Source organism: Microbacterium sp. 8M (assembly GCF_902506375.1).
Lineage (GTDB): Bacteria > Actinomycetota > Actinomycetes > Actinomycetales > Microbacteriaceae > Microbacterium.
Genome location: NZ_LR733284.1, coordinates 986982 through 1003952 on the forward strand (window position 1 = coordinate 986982; position 16971 = coordinate 1003952).

At 69.8% G+C, this 16971-nt stretch carries 18 protein-coding genes and 1 tRNA gene; 12 read left to right on the plus strand and 7 right to left on the minus strand.

What is annotated here, in order from left to right; genetic code table 11:
- Window positions 1–64: 64 nt before the first annotated feature.
- Window positions 65–1918 carry a lipase family protein gene (locus AERO9AM_RS04655; protein WP_236602481.1) on the minus strand — a complete coding sequence of 618 codons (1854 nt, stop codon included), beginning with the start codon at window positions 1916–1918 and terminating at the stop codon, window positions 65–67.
- Between the two features lie 332 nt (window positions 1919–2250).
- Between AERO9AM_RS04655 and AERO9AM_RS04660 the strand changes: the two genes are divergently transcribed.
- On the plus strand, window positions 2251–2448 hold the full coding sequence (locus tag AERO9AM_RS04660) for a hypothetical protein (protein ID WP_159575102.1): 198 nt from the start codon (window positions 2251–2253) through the stop codon (window positions 2446–2448).
- Window positions 2449–2513: 65 nt separating this feature from the next.
- Here the strand turns inward: AERO9AM_RS04660 and AERO9AM_RS04665 are convergent.
- Window positions 2514–2597: transfer RNA gene (locus AERO9AM_RS04665), tRNA-Leu, on the minus strand.
- A 217-nt stretch (window positions 2598–2814) separates the two neighbouring features.
- Between AERO9AM_RS04665 and AERO9AM_RS04670 the strand changes: the two genes are divergently transcribed.
- The 7 genes from AERO9AM_RS04670 to pknB all read left to right on the plus strand — a co-directional run bounded on the left by AERO9AM_RS04670 (window position 2815) and on the right by pknB (window position 11675).
- Window positions 2815–3513, plus strand: coding sequence for an FhaA domain-containing protein (locus AERO9AM_RS04670; protein WP_159575103.1), 699 nt, complete (start codon window positions 2815–2817; stop codon window positions 3511–3513).
- Window positions 3506–4018, plus strand: coding sequence for an FHA domain-containing protein FhaB/FipA (locus AERO9AM_RS04675; RefSeq protein ID WP_159575104.1), 513 nt, complete (start codon window positions 3506–3508; stop codon window positions 4016–4018). Before AERO9AM_RS04670 ends, AERO9AM_RS04675 begins: the two co-directional genes overlap by 8 nt.
- Window positions 4019–4027: 9 nt before the next feature.
- On the plus strand, window positions 4028–5278 hold the full coding sequence (locus AERO9AM_RS04680; protein WP_159575105.1) for a PP2C family protein-serine/threonine phosphatase: 1251 nt from the start codon (window positions 4028–4030) through the stop codon (window positions 5276–5278).
- Window positions 5275–6669: an FtsW/RodA/SpoVE family cell cycle protein gene (locus tag AERO9AM_RS04685; RefSeq protein ID WP_159575106.1), complete on the plus strand. Its 1395-nt coding sequence runs from the start codon at window positions 5275–5277 to the stop codon at window positions 6667–6669. Before AERO9AM_RS04680 ends, AERO9AM_RS04685 begins: the two co-directional genes overlap by 4 nt.
- 63 nt (window positions 6670–6732) lie before the next feature.
- Complete coding sequence (locus tag AERO9AM_RS04690) at window positions 6733–8196, plus strand: peptidoglycan D,D-transpeptidase FtsI family protein (protein WP_159575107.1); 1464 nt, start codon at window positions 6733–6735, stop codon at window positions 8194–8196.
- Window positions 8193–9908, plus strand: coding sequence for a protein kinase domain-containing protein (locus AERO9AM_RS04695; protein WP_159575108.1), 1716 nt, complete (start codon window positions 8193–8195; stop codon window positions 9906–9908). Before AERO9AM_RS04690 ends, AERO9AM_RS04695 begins: the two co-directional genes overlap by 4 nt.
- Before the next feature lie 66 nt (window positions 9909–9974).
- Window positions 9975–11675, plus strand: coding sequence for a Stk1 family PASTA domain-containing Ser/Thr kinase (gene pknB, locus AERO9AM_RS04700; RefSeq protein ID WP_201298695.1), 1701 nt, complete (start codon window positions 9975–9977; stop codon window positions 11673–11675).
- Between the two features lie 8 nt (window positions 11676–11683).
- Here pknB and AERO9AM_RS04705 read toward each other — a convergent pair whose 3' ends face one another.
- Together AERO9AM_RS04705 and AERO9AM_RS04710 are read right to left on the minus strand one after the other, a co-directional pair.
- Window positions 11684–11857 carry a hypothetical protein gene (locus AERO9AM_RS04705; protein WP_201298585.1) on the minus strand — a complete coding sequence of 58 codons (174 nt, stop codon included), beginning with the start codon at window positions 11855–11857 and terminating at the stop codon, window positions 11684–11686.
- Window positions 11857–12636, minus strand: a complete 780-nt coding sequence (locus AERO9AM_RS04710) for a class E sortase (protein ID WP_159575110.1) — start codon at window positions 12634–12636, stop codon at window positions 11857–11859. The genes AERO9AM_RS04705 and AERO9AM_RS04710 overlap by 1 nt, the downstream gene beginning before the upstream one ends.
- Before the next feature lie 69 nt (window positions 12637–12705).
- Between AERO9AM_RS04710 and AERO9AM_RS04715 the strand changes: the two genes are divergently transcribed.
- Window positions 12706–12945 carry a cell division protein CrgA gene (locus tag AERO9AM_RS04715; protein WP_159575111.1) on the plus strand — a complete coding sequence of 80 codons (240 nt, stop codon included), beginning with the start codon at window positions 12706–12708 and terminating at the stop codon, window positions 12943–12945.
- 297 nt (window positions 12946–13242) lie between these two features.
- On the opposite strand, the gene AERO9AM_RS04720 is transcribed toward AERO9AM_RS04715, so the two are convergent.
- Together AERO9AM_RS04720 and AERO9AM_RS04725 are read right to left on the minus strand one after the other, a co-directional pair.
- The gene (locus tag AERO9AM_RS04720) at window positions 13243–14133 is read right to left on the minus strand and encodes a rhomboid family intramembrane serine protease (RefSeq protein WP_159575112.1); all 891 of its coding nucleotides are present in this window, start codon (window positions 14131–14133) and stop codon (window positions 13243–13245) included.
- A 53-nt stretch (window positions 14134–14186) separates the two neighbouring features.
- Entirely contained in the window at window positions 14187–14744 is a 558-nt protein-coding gene (locus AERO9AM_RS04725; RefSeq protein ID WP_159575113.1) for a peptidylprolyl isomerase, read from the minus strand.
- Window positions 14745–14871: 127 nt separating this feature from the next.
- Here AERO9AM_RS04725 and AERO9AM_RS04730 point away from each other — a divergent pair, with 127 nt between their 5' ends.
- Both AERO9AM_RS04730 and AERO9AM_RS04735 read left to right on the plus strand, forming a co-directional pair.
- Window positions 14872–15378: a DNA helicase gene (locus tag AERO9AM_RS04730; protein WP_159575114.1), complete on the plus strand. Its 507-nt coding sequence runs from the start codon at window positions 14872–14874 to the stop codon at window positions 15376–15378.
- 77 nt (window positions 15379–15455) lie between these two features.
- Window positions 15456–15905 carry an aminoacyl-tRNA deacylase gene (locus AERO9AM_RS04735; RefSeq protein WP_201298696.1) on the plus strand — a complete coding sequence of 150 codons (450 nt, stop codon included), beginning with the start codon at window positions 15456–15458 and terminating at the stop codon, window positions 15903–15905.
- A 23-nt stretch (window positions 15906–15928) separates the two neighbouring features.
- Here AERO9AM_RS04735 and AERO9AM_RS04740 read toward each other — a convergent pair whose 3' ends face one another.
- On the minus strand, window positions 15929–16357 hold the full coding sequence (locus AERO9AM_RS04740) for an NUDIX hydrolase (protein WP_201298586.1): 429 nt from the start codon (window positions 16355–16357) through the stop codon (window positions 15929–15931).
- A 148-nt stretch (window positions 16358–16505) separates the two neighbouring features.
- Between AERO9AM_RS04740 and AERO9AM_RS04745 the strand changes: the two genes are divergently transcribed.
- Window positions 16506–16964: a hypothetical protein gene (locus AERO9AM_RS04745; RefSeq protein WP_159575115.1), complete on the plus strand. Its 459-nt coding sequence runs from the start codon at window positions 16506–16508 to the stop codon at window positions 16962–16964.
- Window positions 16965–16971: the final 7 nt, after the last annotated feature.

Below are 16971 nucleotides of genomic sequence, written 5' to 3' on the forward strand. Positions count from 1 at the left end.
CGATGGATGCCGGTCCCTGAGCGAGGAGCGCAGCGACGAGACGAAGAGCAGGCCGGCCCGGGCGTCAGCCGACCGGCAGGTGGTCGCAGTCGGGCGTCGGCGCCTTGCCGTCCCACCGGTCCAGGGTCCACTGTTCCAGCTGCGGCGTGAGCGGCGAGTCCGGCCCGACGAGTTCCACGTGCCCGAGCCCCGGATAGGTGCGGTAGTCGATCGGGATCCCGGCGTCGCAGCGCCCCTGCACCCAGGCGTGCTGGATCGCGGGCTTCACGAGCGGATCTGCGAGACCCTGCGCGACCAGCAGCGGGGCGGGGAAGGGGCCGGTGGGCTCCTGCTCCTTGAGCTTCTCCCCGAACGGGCCGCCCAGCAGCGTGTTCGGGAAGATCTGATTGGGCACCTGACTGCCGCGCAGGATCGCGGCAAGACCGTCGTGCCCGTTGAAGCACAGCCCGCCGATGCGCTCGACCGGGCCCGCGGATCCGGGCGTCAGGTTCTCCTCCACCTCGAGCTCGGGGAACACCCGATCCCAGGTCGCCGCGATGTACGCCGACACCGTCTTGCCCGCCGTCTCGGTCTTGATCGCCTCGGCGAGCGCGTACAGGTCGGAGGCGGGCGCGAAGGCGGCGATCCCCTTCACCGTGAACTCCGGCGCGTACGACGACGCGATCTGTCCCGTCCACAGGGAGCCCTGCCCGCCCTGCGAGTGCCCCCAGATCACGGTGTCGGTGGAGACCTTCACCGCGTCGAAGCCGAGCACGGCCTTCGACGCATCCCAGACGTTGCGGGCCTCCGCGTCGCCGACGAGGTAGGGATGCGGCCCCTTGGTGCCGAGTCCGATGTAGTCGCTGGTCACGGCGACCCAGCCGTGCTTCGTGACCATGTCGACCATGGCCGTGCCCGCGCCGTCGGCGAACGGCGCGGCGCTGAGCGAGGGCGCGCAGCCCGGCACGACCCCGACCGTGCCGTGCGCGACGGTGAGCAGCGGCAGCGGATCCGGTCCGGGATCGGCGGGTGCGAGCACGGTGCCGCTCGAGACCGCGGGGGATCCGTCGGGGTGCGTCGTCGTATAGAGGATGCGCCACGCCTTCGCCCCCGCAGGGACGCCGATGGTCATCGGCTCGGACCGGATGAGCGTGCCCGGTGCGGACGGCACGGTGGCGGGCGGGGTGTAGAACGCGTCGGGCACCGGCAGCGGCGTCCCGCCGAGCAGCGCACCGCTGCCCGCGGCGAGCGCGACCGCCAGCACGAGGGCGACGGTCGCGCCGATCGTGCGGAGCCAGCGCACACCACGGCGCGGAGCCGCCGCGTGCGGTCGCGGGGAGCGCTGCCAGAGCGCACGCACGACGAGCTGCAGCCCGATGAAGACGAACCACGCGCCGACGCCGAGCCGGAAGACGACCAGGGTCAGCACCGGCCAGAACACCGTGATCGCGGCGACCGCGAGCGTGGCGAGGGCGGCGATGATCCCGGTGACCCGCTGGTCCGCGCCGGGGCGGAGGGCCCGCACGGCCGTCGCCACGGCGAAGACGATCAGCGCCGCGGTGAGGAGTTGCGCCAGCAGTGGCGCGCCCGCGGCCGGCCACAGCGCCATGCCCGCGCCGAGCAGCACCAGCAGCGCGCCGAGGACGCGGCTGATGATCACCGGGAGCGAGCGGGATCCGGATCCCGCCGCCTCCTCACGATCGCCGGGCACGAGCAGCACCGCCACCCCCACGAGGAAGATGCCGATCCCGGTGACGAGGGCGATCGTCTGCACGGTCATCGACACGAGCAGGAAGGCCACGCCCACGGCGGCGATCGCAAGGCCGAGGACGACCCGGATCGGCGCACTCAGGCGGGCGACGGCCTGCGCCGGGCGTCCTGCGCGCGCCGGCCGGATCCCCTCCGGTTCCGGCGCTGTTGCGGTCTCGTCTCCGGTCACGGTGCCCCCTTCGCCTCGCGCCGCATCGGCTGTCGGCGCGACGCGCTTCTCGCGATCGCCCTCTCGTCCCGGACGCTGAGGCCAACATACTGGCGCGCAGATGCCGCTGTGAAGACTCGGCGGGGGACTCCTCCCCGCTTGCGCCGCGCCCGGGATCTGGCCGGTTCCGGACGGAAGCGGCCCTTCACCGCGGATCCCTCCGGCTCTAGAATCAGGCTGTGAAGATCGGGATGGTGCCGGACGCGATGCGCGGCACGACACGGAAGGTTAGCCCGACCGCCCCGTGATCCGCCTGTTCTCCTTCGCCCGATTCAGGGAAGGGAGGTGGATGCATGGACGAGAAGCTCCCCCGCACCGGTGACATGATCACCGCGACGGTGACCAAGACGCTCCCGTTCGGCGTTCTCGTGGAGTTCGCCGACGTGCCAGGTCTCGTACGCGGCACTCAGTGCGAGCCCGGAAGCCGGCTGAGCCTGCGCGTGACCGACGTCGACGACGCACTGCGCCGTTTCGCCGCCGAAGTCGCCTGAGGCCACCCTGATCACCGAAACGACGAAGGCCCCGGACCTTTCGATCCGGGGCCTTCGTCGTTCTGTGCGCGAGGGGGGACTTGAACCCCCACGCCGTTGCCGGCACTGGCACCTGAAGCCAGCGCGTCTACCTATTCCGCCACTCGCGCATGTCGGTCCTCGCGAACCAACCTCCCCAGAATATCACGCCCCGGGGCCGGGTTCGAACCACGGCCGTCCGCGCTCGTCCCGGCACCGGACACCGTCGCGCGCCGCATCCGGTGCTGCCCGGCGCTTCAGCGTTTCCTCCATGTCGCGGCGCCCCAGGGGTTCATTCAGGCCGTGTCGCTAACATGGGCCTACCGATCGGTGAGCCATGGGAGCCCAGTGGGACTACTAGACAGCTTTGAGAAGGGTCTCGAGCGCGCTGTGAACAGCGCGTTCGCGAAGACCTTCCGCAGCGGCATCCAGCCCGTGGAGATCGCTTCGGCTCTGCGCCGTGAGATGGACACGAAGGCCGCGGTCGTCAGCCGCGACCGGATCATCGTTCCGAGCACCTTCCTCGTGCACCTCAGCGGTGACGACGCCACCGCCATGCACGGCCTCGGATCCGCGCTCATCGACGAGCTGCACGTCCTCGTCAAGGACCACGCCCGCGCCCAGGGATACAGCTTCGCGGGCCCCGTGGACATCGCCCTCGAAGCCGACGACAAGCTCGCGACCGGCACCGTGCGCGTGGAGTCCTCATCGACCGCGACCGGCGGCCGCGTCACCTGGCAGGCCGAGATCGCGACGGGCGGATCCCGGTATCCGCTGACCAAGGCCCGCACGGTGATCGGCCGCGGCAGCGACGCCGACATCACGATCAGCGACGCCGGATCCAGCCGCAAGCACGCCGAGGTGCTGTGGGACGGCGACCACGCCATGCTCCGCGACCTGGGCTCCACCAACGGCACGAAGCTGAACGGACAGCGCGTGCGCGAGGCGCAGCTCGAGAGCGGCATGGTCATCACGATCGGCCGCACCGACCTCACCTTCCAGATCGTGCCGGTCTCGGCATCGGCGGGAAGCCGCCGCCATGAGTGAACTGACGCTGCTCCTGCTGCGCATCGGCTTCCTCGTGCTGATGTGGTTCTTCGTGTTCGCCGTGGTCTATTCGCTGCGCGCCGACCTGTTCGGCGTGCGCGTGCGCAAGATGCCCGAGGCGGCCGCGGCGAGCGCTCCCGCGAAGCCGGCCGCCCCTCCGGTCAAGCCGAAGGCCGCCCCGCGCAGCCGGCCCGGCGGACCGGCGACCACCTCCACCGTCAGCAAGCTCGTGATCACCTCGGGCCCCAAGGCAGGCCTCGAGGTGCCGCTCGGATCCGAGCCGATGTCGATCGGCCGTTCCAGCGAGTCCGGGCTGGTGATCCGCGACGACTACACCTCCAGCCACCACGCGCGCCTGATGCTGTGGGGCGACCAGTGGATGCTCCAGGATCTCGACTCCACGAACGGCACCTTCCTCGACGGCGAGCGCGTCGGCGCGCCGGTCGCGGTTCCGGTCGGCGCTCCCATCAAGGTGGGCGCCACGACGTTCGAGCTGCGGGCGTAACCGGCGGCCATGGTCTTCGAGGGCTCGAGCGCCGCGATCTCCCACACCGGGAAGGTCCGCTCCAACAACCAGGACTCCGGCTACGCCGGGGCGAACCTGTTCGTCGTCGCCGACGGCATGGGCGGCCACGCGGGCGGCGACGTCGCCAGCAGCATCGCGATCCACCGGCTGCAGAACCTCGACCACGCCTACCCGTCCACGATGGATGCGGAGGCCTCGCTGCAGGCTGCGGCGACCACGGCGGCCGGCGACATGATCCGCGCCGTCAAGGACCGGCCGGAGCTCGCGGGCCTCGGCACCACACTCGACGCGATCATCATGGTCGACGACTACGCGGTCATCGGCCACATCGGCGATTCGCGCATCTACCTCTACCGCGACGAGACGCTGACGCAGATCACCACGGATCACACGTTCGTGCAGCGGCTCGTCGACTCCGGCCGCATCACACCCGAGGAGGCGCGCTACCACCCGCGCCGCTCCGTGCTCATGCGCGTGCTGAGCGACATGGACGCGGATCCCGAGCTCGACATGTTCGTCATGCCGACCTTCCCGGGCGACCGCTGGCTGCTCTGCTCCGACGGCCTCAGCGGCGTGGTCGACGAGGCGCACATGATGAAGACGCTGCGGCTCGGCATGGCGCCCGGCCGCACCGCGGACGGCCTGCTGAAGTCGGCGCTCGACGGCGGCGCCCCCGACAACGTCACCATCGTGATCGTCGACGTGGGCGGCCAGCATCCGGTCCGCTCCGGATCCGCGACGATCGTGGGCGCCGCGGCGAACCCGCAGGGCGTCGTGGTGCCGGCCGCCCGTCCGGCGCGACCGAGCTGGCTGCATCCCGTGCGTCAGGCGGCGAACGAGCCCACGCACTTCGAGCCCGCCGCGGACTACCTCGAGGAGCTCATCGAGGAGGATCACCGTCGCGCGGTGCGCCGCCGGATCGGCTGGATCACCGGCCTGATCGTGGTGATCGCGCTTATGGCGGCCGCCCTGTTCGGCGGGTACGCGTGGACCCAGACGCGCTACTACGTGGGCATCGCGCCCGAGTCCGGCAATGTCGCGATCTTCCAGGGGATCCAGCAGGATCTCGGGCCGTTCCCGCTCTCGCACGTGTACGAGGACACCGGCATCAAGGTGTCGGATCTGCCCCAGTTCTACCAGTCCGCCGTCGAGGAGACCACGAGCGCCAGCACGCTCGCCGCCGCGCGCGCCACGGTCGAGAGCCTGCGCACCGCCGCGGGGACGGGGAAGACGCCATGACCGCCACCACACCCGCACCCGGCGGCGTCTCGGCCGACACGGCCGTCCTCCGCGCACTGCGCCGGATCCGCGGCCCGCAGACGCAGCGCAACCGCGAGTTCTGGCTGCTGCTGTTCGCGATGGCCGTCGCGGGTGCCGCGCTCACCCTCGTGCAGCTGGGCGCTCTGCACCGCATCGACCCGATGATCCTGATCATCGGCGGAGGCCTCGCAGTGCTGGTCTTCGCGCTGCACGTCGTGCTGCGCTTCGTCGCGAGCGATGCGGATCCGTTCGTCCTCCCGATCGCGACGCTGCTCACCGGCGTCGGCATCGCGGAGATCTACCGGCTCGACATCGCCGCGCACCGCGTCGGCTTCGACGCGTACTCCAACAAGCAGCTCATGTGGATGGCGATCTCGGTGATCGGCGCCATCGCCCTCGTGATCTTCCTCCGCAACTACCGCGTGCTGTACCGCTTCACGTACCTGTCGGGCCTCGCCGGCATCCTGCTGCTGATCCTGCCGTTCGTGCCGGGCCTCGGCGTCGACGATGCGAACGCCGATGTCTGGATCAACATCGGCGGACTCGGGATCCAGCCCGGCGAGCTCGCCAAGATCTTCCTCGCGATCTTCTTCGCGGGGTATCTGGTGCGCACCAGGGAGAGCCTCTCGTCGGTCGGCAAGCGGTTCGCCGGCATCACGTGGCCGCGGATGCGCGAGCTCGGTCCGGTGATCGTGGTGTGGCTGATCTCGCTCGCCATCATCGTCGCCCAGCACGACCTCGGCACCGGTGTGCTCATCTTCGGCATGTTCATCGTGATGCTCTACGTCGCTACCGGCAAGACCAGCTGGGTGCTCATCGGCGTCGCGGGCGTGGTGGTCGGCGTCGCCATCGTGTCGCAGTTCCTCACCTACGTGCAGAACCGCTTCAACACGTGGATCAACGCCTTCGACCCCGACCTCATGGAGGACCAGAGCTACCAGCTCACGCAGGGGATCTTCGGGCTCGCGCACGGCGGCCTGATCGGCACCGGCCTCGGCCAGGGCCGCCCGCAGATCACGCCGGTCGCCGAGAGCGACTTCATCATCACCAGCCTGGGCGAGGAGATCGGCCTGATCGGACTGTTCGCGCTGCTCTGCCTGTACATGGTCTTCGTGAGCCGCGGCCTGCGGATCGGCGTCGCCGGTCAGGACGACTTCGGCAAGCTGCTCGCGGTGGGCGTCTCGTTCACGATCGGCCTGCAGGTGTTCATCATGGTCGGCGGCGTCACCCGGGTGATCCCGCTGACCGGCCTCACCACGCCGTTCCTGGCCGCCGGCGGATCCTCGCTGATCGCCAACTGGCTCATCGTCGGCCTGCTGCTGCGGATCTCCGACGGCGTGCGCCGCCAGCCCAGGGTGGTGATCGGATGACGACCCTTCGTCTCGCTCCGCTCGCTCAGGGACCGGCGAGCACGACACCCCAGGGGGTGTCGCATGACTAAAGAGCTCCGGCGGATCAGCATCCTCGTGCTGGTCATGTTCCTCGCGCTGTTCGGCTCGGTGAGCTGGATCCAGGTCGTGCAGGCCGACGCCCTCGCGCAGAACGACGCGAACCGGCGAACCCGGCTGGACAGCTACGAGATCCAGCGCGGCTCGATCATCGCGGGCGGCGCCCCGATCGCCACCTCCGTACCCTCCGACGACATGTACTCGTTCCAGCGGGTCTACACGGATCCGCAGATGTGGTCCGCCGTCACCGGCTACTACAACCCGGCCCTGGGCAGCGCGACCGGCATCGAGAAGGCGATGAACAGCGAGCTCAGCGGAACGGGCAGTTCGCAGTTCCTGTCCTCGATCGAGCGCATCATCTCCGGCCAGCCGCAGAAGGGCGCGAACGTGATGCTCACGCTCGACCCGGTCGCGCAGAAGGCCGCCTACGACGCACTGCAGGGCTACCAGGGCTCCGTCGTCGCGATCGAGCCGAAGACCGGCCGGATCCTGGCCATGGTCTCCACCCCCGGCTTCGACACGAACAGCCTCGCGGTGCACGACTCCAAGGCCGCGAACGCGACCTACGACGCGCTCGTGGCCGATCCGGGCAAGCCGCTGTCGAACCGCGCCATCGGCGGGAACATGAACCCGCCTGGGTCCACGTTCAAGCTCGTCGTGGCGACCGCGGCGCTCGACTCCGGCCGCTTCACGATGCAGTCCACCTTCCCCAACCCCGCCGCGTACACGCTTCCGGGCACCAGCACCGCCGTGCACAACGCCTGGGGCGGGATCTGCCCCGGCGGCGACGGACAGAACGTGAGCCTCGCCGACGCGATCCGGTACAGCTGCAACATCCCGATGGCCGAGCTCGCGGTGCAGCTCGGCGACGACGCGATCCGCGCGGCGGCCGAGAAGTTCGGCTTCGACCAGGAGTTCTCGCTGCCGCTGCAGTCGTCCGCCTCGACCTACCCGAAGAACCTCTCACCGGACAAGACGGGCCTGACCGGCTTCGGCCAGGGCGACGTGCGGGCGACGCCGCTGCAGATGGCGATGGTCGCGGCCGGGATCGCGAACGGCGGAGTGGTGATGAATCCCCGCATGGTGGACCAGGTGGTCGGCGACGATCTGTCCGTGCAGAAGCAGTTCCCGAACACCGAGTTCCGCCAGGCGGCGACCCGCGAGGAGGCGGCTGCGATCACCGCCGCCATGCAGGCGTCGGTCTCAAGCGGCGCAGCGCAGGGTGCAAGAATAGACGGAGTCGACGTGGCCGGAAAGACGGGCACGGCGGAGAACGGCGACACGGCCCCTTACACGCTGTGGTTCACCGGCTTCGCGCCCGCTTCGAACCCGGAGATCGCCGTTGCGGTCGTCGTCGAAGACGGCGGTGGGCAGGGACAGTCCGGATCCGGTGACACGATTGCGTCACCGATTGCGAAGAAGGTCATGGAGGCGGTGCTGAACAGATGAGGCCGACGCAGGGTGTGCATTTCGGCGGCCGGTACGAGCTGCAGTCTCGGATCGCGATCGGCGGCATGGGCGAGGTGTGGGAAGCGACCGACCACGTCATCGGACGGACCGTCGCGATCAAGATCCTCAAGGACGAGTACATGGGGGATCCGGGCTTCCTCGAGCGCTTCCGCGCCGAGGCCCGCCACGCCGCGCTCGTGAACCACGAGGGCATCGCCAGCGTCTTCGACTACGGCGAGGAGAACGGCTCCGCCTACCTCGTCATGGAGCTCGTGCCCGGCGAGGCGCTCTCGACCATCATCGAACGCGAGGGCGCCCTCAGCGCCGACAAGACCCTCGACATCGTCGCGCAGACCGCGTCGGCGCTGCAGGCCGCGCACGCCGCCGGCCTGGTGCACCGAGACATCAAGCCCGGCAACCTGCTCATCACGCCCGACGGCCGCGTCAAGATCACCGACTTCGGCATCGCCCGCATCGCGGACCAGGTGCCGCTCACCGCCACCGGTCAGGTCATGGGCACCGTCCAGTACCTCTCCCCGGAGCAGGCGTCGGGGCACGCCGCGTCGCCGGCCACGGACATCTACTCGCTGGGCATCGTCGCGTACGAGTGCCTCGCCGGCAAGCGCCCCTTCACGGGTGAGTCGCAGGTCGCGATCGCCATGGCGCAGATCAACGACACCCCGCCGCCGCTGCCCGCCACGGTGCCGCAGCCGGTGCAGAACCTCGTGATGGCGATGATCGCGAAGAAGCCGGCCGACCGGCCGAGCTCTGCCGCCACAGTCGCCCGGGCCGCGCAGGCGCTGCGCCGCGGCGACCTGAACTCCGCCGCGATCGCGGTGCCCGCAGTGATCGCGGGCGTCGTGGGGGGAGCCGGGGCCGCCGGTGCGTCCGGTGATGACGCGATGACGCAGATCCTGGGTGCGACCCAGGGCGCCACCACGATCATGCCGACCACGGCGCAGATCCCGACCGAGGCCGAGCAGGCGCCGGAGAAGAAGAAGCGCAGCCCGTGGACGTGGCCGCTGATCGCGCTCATCGCGCTGCTGCTCATCGTGCTCGGCGGCACGATCTGGGCTCTCCTGGCGAACCAGAAGGCGCCCGACCCGGTGTCCTCCACCACGGCGTCGTCGCAGCCCTCCCCGAGCAAGACGCCGTCGCCCACGACCACGCCGCGCGTCGACGTCGACGCCCTCGGTCTTGTCGGTCTCACCTGTGACGAGGCCACCGCGAAGGCCGTCGACGCCGGCCTGAAGGCCACCTGCGCGACCGGCGATCCGGCACCGGCCGCCGACCAGGTCGGCAAGGTCTACAAGGTCAACCCCCAGGGCAAGGTCCCGCAGGGGTCCTCGATCGCACTCACGGCGTACGCCGACCGCACCCAGCCCCCGAAGCCGGGCGCCGCGCCCACGTTCGCGGGAGAGATGATCGCGGGCGGCACCATCACGGTCTCATGGGGTGCGGACTACGTCTGCCCCAGCGGCACGTCGATCACCGGCTACATCGTCACGATCGACGGCGGATCGTTCATGTCCGGGGGCCCCGAGTTCCCGGCCGGGACGACGAGCACCGAGGTTCGGCTCAGCCAGAGCGGCGACTTCACGGCCAAGTACTCCGTGCGGTGCGGCGACCAGCAGAGCCCCGACTCGGATTCGCGCACGGCGCAGATCCAGTCGCTTCCGACACCGCCGGTGACGCCCACGCCGACGCCCTGAGGCACGGGCACCGCAGCAGAATCACGAGAACGAGGGGGGTCCTCCGTGACGACGACCACGCGCGTCATGGCCGGTCGCTACCGCGTCGATGACCTCATCGGCCGGGGCGGCATGGCCCAGGTGTACCGGGGGTACGACCTGACGCTCGGCCGCGAGGTCGCGATCAAGATCCTGGACCGCGAGCTCGCCAGGGACACGGCGTTCCGCACCCGGTTCCGGATGGAGGCGCAGGCCGCGTCGCGCATGTCGCACCCGTCGATCGTGCGCGTGTTCGACGCGGGGGAGGACTCCACGCCCGAGGCCGGCGGCAGCTCTGCCGAGCCGGTTCCGTTCATCGTGATGGAGCTGGTGCAGGGCGAGCAGCTGAAGGACGTCATCGCCCGCGGTCCCGTGCCGACGGCCGACGCCGTGCGCTACGCCGACGGGATCCTCGAGGCGCTCGAATATTCGCACCGCGCCGGTGTCGTGCACCGCGACATCAAGCCGGGCAACGTCAAGATCACGCCGGGCGGCACGGTGAAGGTGATGGACTTCGGCATCGCGCGCGCGGTGTCCGATTCGTCGTCCACGGTCGCCGAGACCACACAGATCATCGGCACCGCCGCCTACTTCTCGCCCGAGCAGGCCAAGGGCGAGCAGGTCGACGCGCGCACCGACCTGTACTCCACCGGTGTCGTGCTGTACGAGATGCTCGCGGGCCGCCAGCCGTTCCGCGGGGAGTCGCCGGTCGCGGTCGCCTATCAGCACGTCAGCGAGACGCCGCTGCCGCCGAGCGAGGTGCACGACGAGGCGCACTCCGCCGCCGAGCTCGAGCGCATCCGCGCCCTGGAGCCGATCGTGCTGCGCGCGATGGCGAAGGATCCGTTCCAGCGCTTCCCCGATGCGGCCTCGTTCCGCACCGCACTCGACAATGCGGTGACCGGCGCGGTGCCCACGAAGAAGCAGCTCTCCTCGCTCACCAGCGAGCTGTACGGTCCCAGTCCGCGGCACGCGCAGGAGACCGCGCGCACGCTGCGCCAGCTCTCCTCCGACACCACCATGACGCGCACCCAGTCCGGGCCGCCGGTCGCCTGGGTGTGGGCCGGCATCGCGCTGCTCGTGGTGCTGCTGGCCTCGGTGCTGATCTGGGTGCTGGCGATCAAGCCGACCACAGACGTGCCGGGCGCGGGACGCACGGTGCCGAATGTGGTCGGTCAGAGCTACGACGCCGCGGTGGCGATGCTCGACAAGAACGACCTGCGTGCGATCCGCATCGAGCAGGCGGATGCGACGGTCGAAAAGGGCAAGGTGATCAGCACGGATCCCACCGCCGGCAGCAGCATGGACAAGGGCCAGTCCGTCACCGTCTACGTCTCCTCGGGTGCCGCGGAGATCGCGGTCCCGACGCTCGAGGGCCTCAGCGCCTCGGCCGCCAAGGACGCCCTGACGAAGGCCGGCCTGCAGCTCGGCTCGGTCACCCAGAAGAACGATCCGCGCACTCAGCACGACACCGTGCTGAGTGCGAGCGTTCCGGCCGGCACCAAGGTCGCGCCGGGCACCGTGGTCGATCTCGTGGTGGCCAGCGGCGTGGTGACGGTCAACGACCTCACCGGCTGGACCCTGGACGCAGCGACCCAGGCGCTGCAGGAACTGGGGCTCACCGCGAACCCGGTGGAGAACCCCGGCTGCAAGGCCACGGATCCGAAGAAGGTCGCCGCCATGTCTGTGGCGCCCGGAGACGTGCCCGTGCAGTCGACGATCGACCTCAGTTACTGCACCGGCAAGTGATCCGGTCGTCAGGTCGCCGTCGGCGCCGGCTCGATGCTCACATCACCGGGTGAGATCAGCGGACTCACCCAGGGGAACACCCAGAACGTCAGCGCGTACAGCACCGCGGCGAGCAGGACGAGCAGGATGAGCAGCCGCACCCACCAGGGCCCGGGAAGGATGCGCCACAGCGCCGCGTACATCAGCTCACCGCCTTCAGCGAGGCCGGAGCGCCGAGCGCCCGCGGCTGGAAGCTCTCGAACACCCCGTAGGCCACGATGCGCTCGGCCAGGGAGTACAGCGGCGAGCACGCGGTCAGCGTGATGTAACGACCGCCGGGGGGTGCATCGGGCATCTGCGGCACGGGATCCAGCACGTCGACGCTGTCGGGGGTGACGTACTCGAGCGTGCGGAACCGGTAGGTGTACCACCCTTGCTCCGTCTCGATCACGATGGCGTCGTTCAGGCGCAGCCGGTCGAGCTGGTTGAACGGCTTGCCCCAGGTCGTGCGGTGCGCGGCCATCGAGAAGTTGCCGGTCTGGCCGGGCATCCCCGCGTTCGGGTACACGCCGATCCAGCCGTGGTCGAGCGTGTCCGCTCGGGTGACACCGCCCGCGATCGTCACCGCATAATCCGCGCCGAACCGGGGCACGCGCAGGACGGCTCCCCAGGGCACGCCGTCCTTCGGCGCGGTCATCTCGGGCGGCGCGTACCGCGGGTGCGCGGCGTCGACGCCGCTGCCGTCGTCGAGCACGGGCGGCAACGCAGGTGCAGGCGCCTTCGCCCACTCCTGGGTGAGCTGCTGCCCCTTGTCGTTGGCCTCGGCGCTCATGATGAGATCGCCGATCCACATCTGCCACGCCACGTAGAGCAGCACCACGACGCCCGCGGTGAGCAGCAGTTCGCCGAGCACGCTCAGGGGCGTCGCCCGCCGTCGGCGGTCTCGGATGCGACGGGCGGAGGCTCGCGTCGCATCGGTCATGCCGCGATCCTACTCAGCCGACCTCTACCCTCCCCGTGTGCGGCGCAGGCGTTTGGGTAGACTGTGCGCATGGCACGATCCCGCAAGACCGAAGAGGCCGTCGTAGAGAAGGTCGACGGCGAAGCCGCCCCCAACGCCGTGTGGTTCAAGCCCGTCATGGTGGGCTTCATGCTGCTGGGCCTGGCCTGGATCCTGGTCTTCTACATCACGGGCATGCAGTACCCGATCCCGGGCCTGCAGTCCTGGAACCTGCTGATCGGCCTCGGCATCGCACTCATCGGCTTCCTCATGACGACGCGCTGGCGCTGACGCCGCCGCACCCTCACCGAAACGCCTCCGCCCGCGCGGGGGCGTTTCTGCATTCCGGCCCTCCGACCGGCTCAAGACGGCATTCCGCAGGGTTGTCCACGGATCCAGAGGGTTATCCACATTCTGGGGATGGATATGCACACCCGCTCCCCGGAGTTATCCACAGTTCTATCCCCACTTGGGGAGAATTACACCGGTGTTATTCACACCCCGCGGAGACGACGAAGGCCCCCGCCCGAGGGCGAGGGCCTTGCGTTCCGAGTCGTCCGTGACCGGCGTTCTCCGCAAACGACGTTCTCAGTGACCGGCGGTGATGATCAGCGGCGGCACGATCGCGACCACGACGAGCAGCACCAGCACGAGTGCCGCGACCAGCCCGATCCACCAGAACCGCGCACTGCGGCGCCGGGACGCGTTGATGTAGATGAGCGCGACCAGCGCCCCGACGACGGCACCGCCGACGTGCGCCTCCCAGGCGATCCCCGGAACGATCAACCCGTACACGAAGTTGATCCCGAGCACGACGAGCGCACCGATGATGTTGCCGCCGAGATGGCGGCCGATCACGATCAGGGCGACGAACAGGCCGAAGATCGCCCCGGACGCCCCGACTGTGGGCTGAGTCGGATCGATCAGAGCCATCGCGACCGACCCGCCGAGCCCGCTCACAAGATAGAGCGTGAGGAACTTCGCACGCCCCAGCAGCGGCTCGAGCTGCTGCCCCACCATCCACAACGCGAGCATGTTCAAGCCGAGATGGATGAAGTTTCCGTGCACGAGCAGCGCGGTCAGCATTCGCCACGGCTCGAACGGCAGCCCCGACAGTGACGGGTAGAGATATGCCCCCGCGAACTGCAGCGCGCCGGTGATCGGCCCGAAGAGCCCGGGAAGCTGCTGCAGAAGACTCACAGCGGAGGTGATCCCGAGGATCCAGTACGTGATGAGTGGGCGCCCGCCCACGGCGGTCATGGAACGCGCACCCCAGCGCCGGTCGGCGCGGCGCTGGGCGGGGGTGCGGCTGCGCCGCTGCTCCTGCATGCACTCGGGGCAGATCACCCCGACCGGCGCCTGCGTCTGGCACTCCGGGCAGATCGTCCGCATGCACCGCTGGCACAGCACGAAGCTCTGCCGACCGGGGTGCCGGTAGCAGAAGTTGTCGGGATTCGCGTGGAACTCCGGGGTCGTCATCGGTGCGCTCCGGAGTCCACGTCGACAGGCTCAGTGATCAGGATCGGTCGCGATCAGTTCTCGACGATGTCGACGGAGTGCAGCACGACATCCTCGACGGGGCGGTCGCCCGCGCCCGTGCGCACCGAGGCGATCTCGTCCACGACGGCCTTGGACGCGTCGTCGGCGACCTCGCCGAAGATCGTGTGCTTGCCCTGCAGCCACGGGGTGGGGTCGGTGGTGATGAAGAACTGCGAGCCGTTGGTGCCCTCGACCTGTCCGGTGATGGCGTTGCGGCGCAGACCGGCGTTGGCCATCGCGAGCACGTAGGGCTCGTTGAAGTTCAGTTCGCCGTGGATCTCGTCGTTGAACGTGTAGCCGGGTCCGCCGACGCCCTGGCCGAGCGGGTCGCCGCCCTGGATCATGAAGTTCGGGATGATCCGGTGGAAGATGACGTCCTTGTACAGCGGACCCTCGCCCGGCTTGCCGGTGGCGGGGTGCGTCCAGGATCCGGTGCCGTCGGAAAGACCGACGAAGTTCTTCACCGTGCGGGGTGCGTGGTCGCCGTACAGGTTGACGACGATGTCTCCGTGGTTGGTGTGCAGGGTGGCGACGTGAGTGGCGTGAGGCATGGATCCATTCTCGCATCGGAACCCCGGCACCTTCCGATTCCCCTGTGAACTGGGACGCACACCCGCCGCACAGGAGCATCTCTGGCAAGATGGGGAGTCCGAACCCCGTTTCGATTGGGAGGGCATCGTGAGCCTGAGCCGCAAGCGTCAGAAGGAACTCCGCAAGCTGCAGAGCGAGGCCGCCAAGCTGTGGGCCGCCCAGCAGGTCGTCGCCGGGGATGCGGCGAACTTCGCCCGCGAAGCCGGCCGCCAGCTCGACAACTTCCGTCGTGAGCAGGTCGTCCCCGCCGTTCAGGACGTGTACGAGCACCGTGTGGCCCCCGTCGTCGACAAGGGCCTCAAGATCTCCCGCGACGTCGTCGACCACAAGGTCGTCCCCGCGATCGGCGGAGTGGTCGGCACCGCGCTCACCGCATGGGACATCGCCAACGCCAAGCGCACCGGAACGCCGTACACCCCGCGCACCCTGGTCGCGCCGGCCGCCCGCAAGAGCGGTCCCGGTATCGGCAGCGTGATCGCGATCATCCTGGGCGCCGCCGCTGCGGTCGGCGTGCTGGTCGCGGCCTGGCAGGCCCTCCGCGCCGACGACGAGCTCTGGGTCGCGGACGACCCGCTGAACGCCCCCGAGGCGTGAGCACCGCCCGCCCCGAGCCGGCCGAGGGGCCGTCCGACGTCGCGGATCCTGAGTCCACCGCGGATCCGCACGCCCGCGTGCGCGACGCCGCCGCAGAGCGCGGCCTCGAGATCGAGATCCGTGAGCGCCCGGCAGCCCGCAGCCTCCATGAGGCCGCGGCCCTTCTCGGCCTGGATCCCTCCGGCATCGTGAAGACGCTGGTGGTCAAACGGAGCGACGACACTTTCCTGTTCGCACTGATCCCGGGCGGGCGCAAGATCTCCTGGCCGAAGCTGCGCGCGCTGGTCGGCGTGAACCGGCTGAAGCTCCCGGACCCGGAGGTGGCCCTCGCCGCGACCGGATACGAGCGCGGCACCATCGTCCCGATCGGCAGCACCACGGCCTGGCCGGTCTTCGCCGACGAATCCATCCGCGGGCAGCGCATCGCGATGGGCGCGGGATCCCACGGCTACAGCCTGTTCGTCGACGCCGACGCCCTGATCGACGCGTACGACGCCACCGTCGCCGACATCTCCGAGGCGGAGTAGATCGACGGCTCGCGGATCCGGCGTCAGCCGAGCAGCCCTGCCATGCCCAGGGCGATGTCGACGAGCCGGACGCGCTGGAGGCCGCCGATCTCGTCCAGGCGATACCAGGCGGCCATGTCGGTGGAGCCGTTCTTCTCAAACCGGAGTCGTCCGCCGGTGATGCGCGCGCGGTACACGATCCGCAGGGTGTGCAGGGGATCCGTCGCTCCGGGCGTCACCCGGCGCCGGGGCGGGATCACCCGGGAGTGGATCCCGAGCAGCTCCTCGATGACGACCTTGTAGCCGGTCTCCTCGTGCACTTCCCGCCGCGCCGCCACCTGCGGATCCTCACCCGGCTCGAGTCCTCCGCCGGGCATGGTCCAGGACACCCTGCGTCCTTCGGTCCACCGCGCCAGCAGCACGCGATCGGCGTCGTCGACGATGACCGCGTATGCCGCCACCCGCATGTCCATGAGTCACACCCTAGGCGGTGCACGGCGGTATGGCGCCGCCGGGCCGGATCCGGTGATCGGATCGATCAGTTCTGAAGAAGCGCGGCCGAACACCCGTTCCTAGGCTGGTGAACGTCCCGGAAGCCGGGGCCATCGAACGGAGGATGACATGACCGAGAGCACCGCGCCCGTGCTGAGCGACTTCGAGCGCGCCGCCGTCAAGGAGGCCGCGAAGGAGAGCCGCACCCGTGCCGCACGCAAGAAGGCGAGCCCCGAGGAGCTGCGCGCCGCCGGCGAGGCCGACGTGCGGGCGAAGATCGCGGAGATGGACGACGAGGACGGCCCCCTCGCCACCGCCCTGGCCCAGCTGGTCGCCGAGAACGCGCCGCACCTCGTGCCCAAGACGTACTACGGCATGCCCGCCTGGGCCAACGCCGCCGGCAAGGTCGTCTGCTTCTTCAAGCCCAAGGCGAAGTTCAAGGTGCGCTACGCCACGTTCGAGTTCGAATGGCCCGCGCAGCTCGACGACGGCACGGTGTGGCCCGTCTCCTACGCGGTGACGGCCCTCACGCCCGCCGACCTCGCCTTCCTCGGCGAGCGCATCCGCACCGCCGCGCCCGCCGACTGAGAGAGTT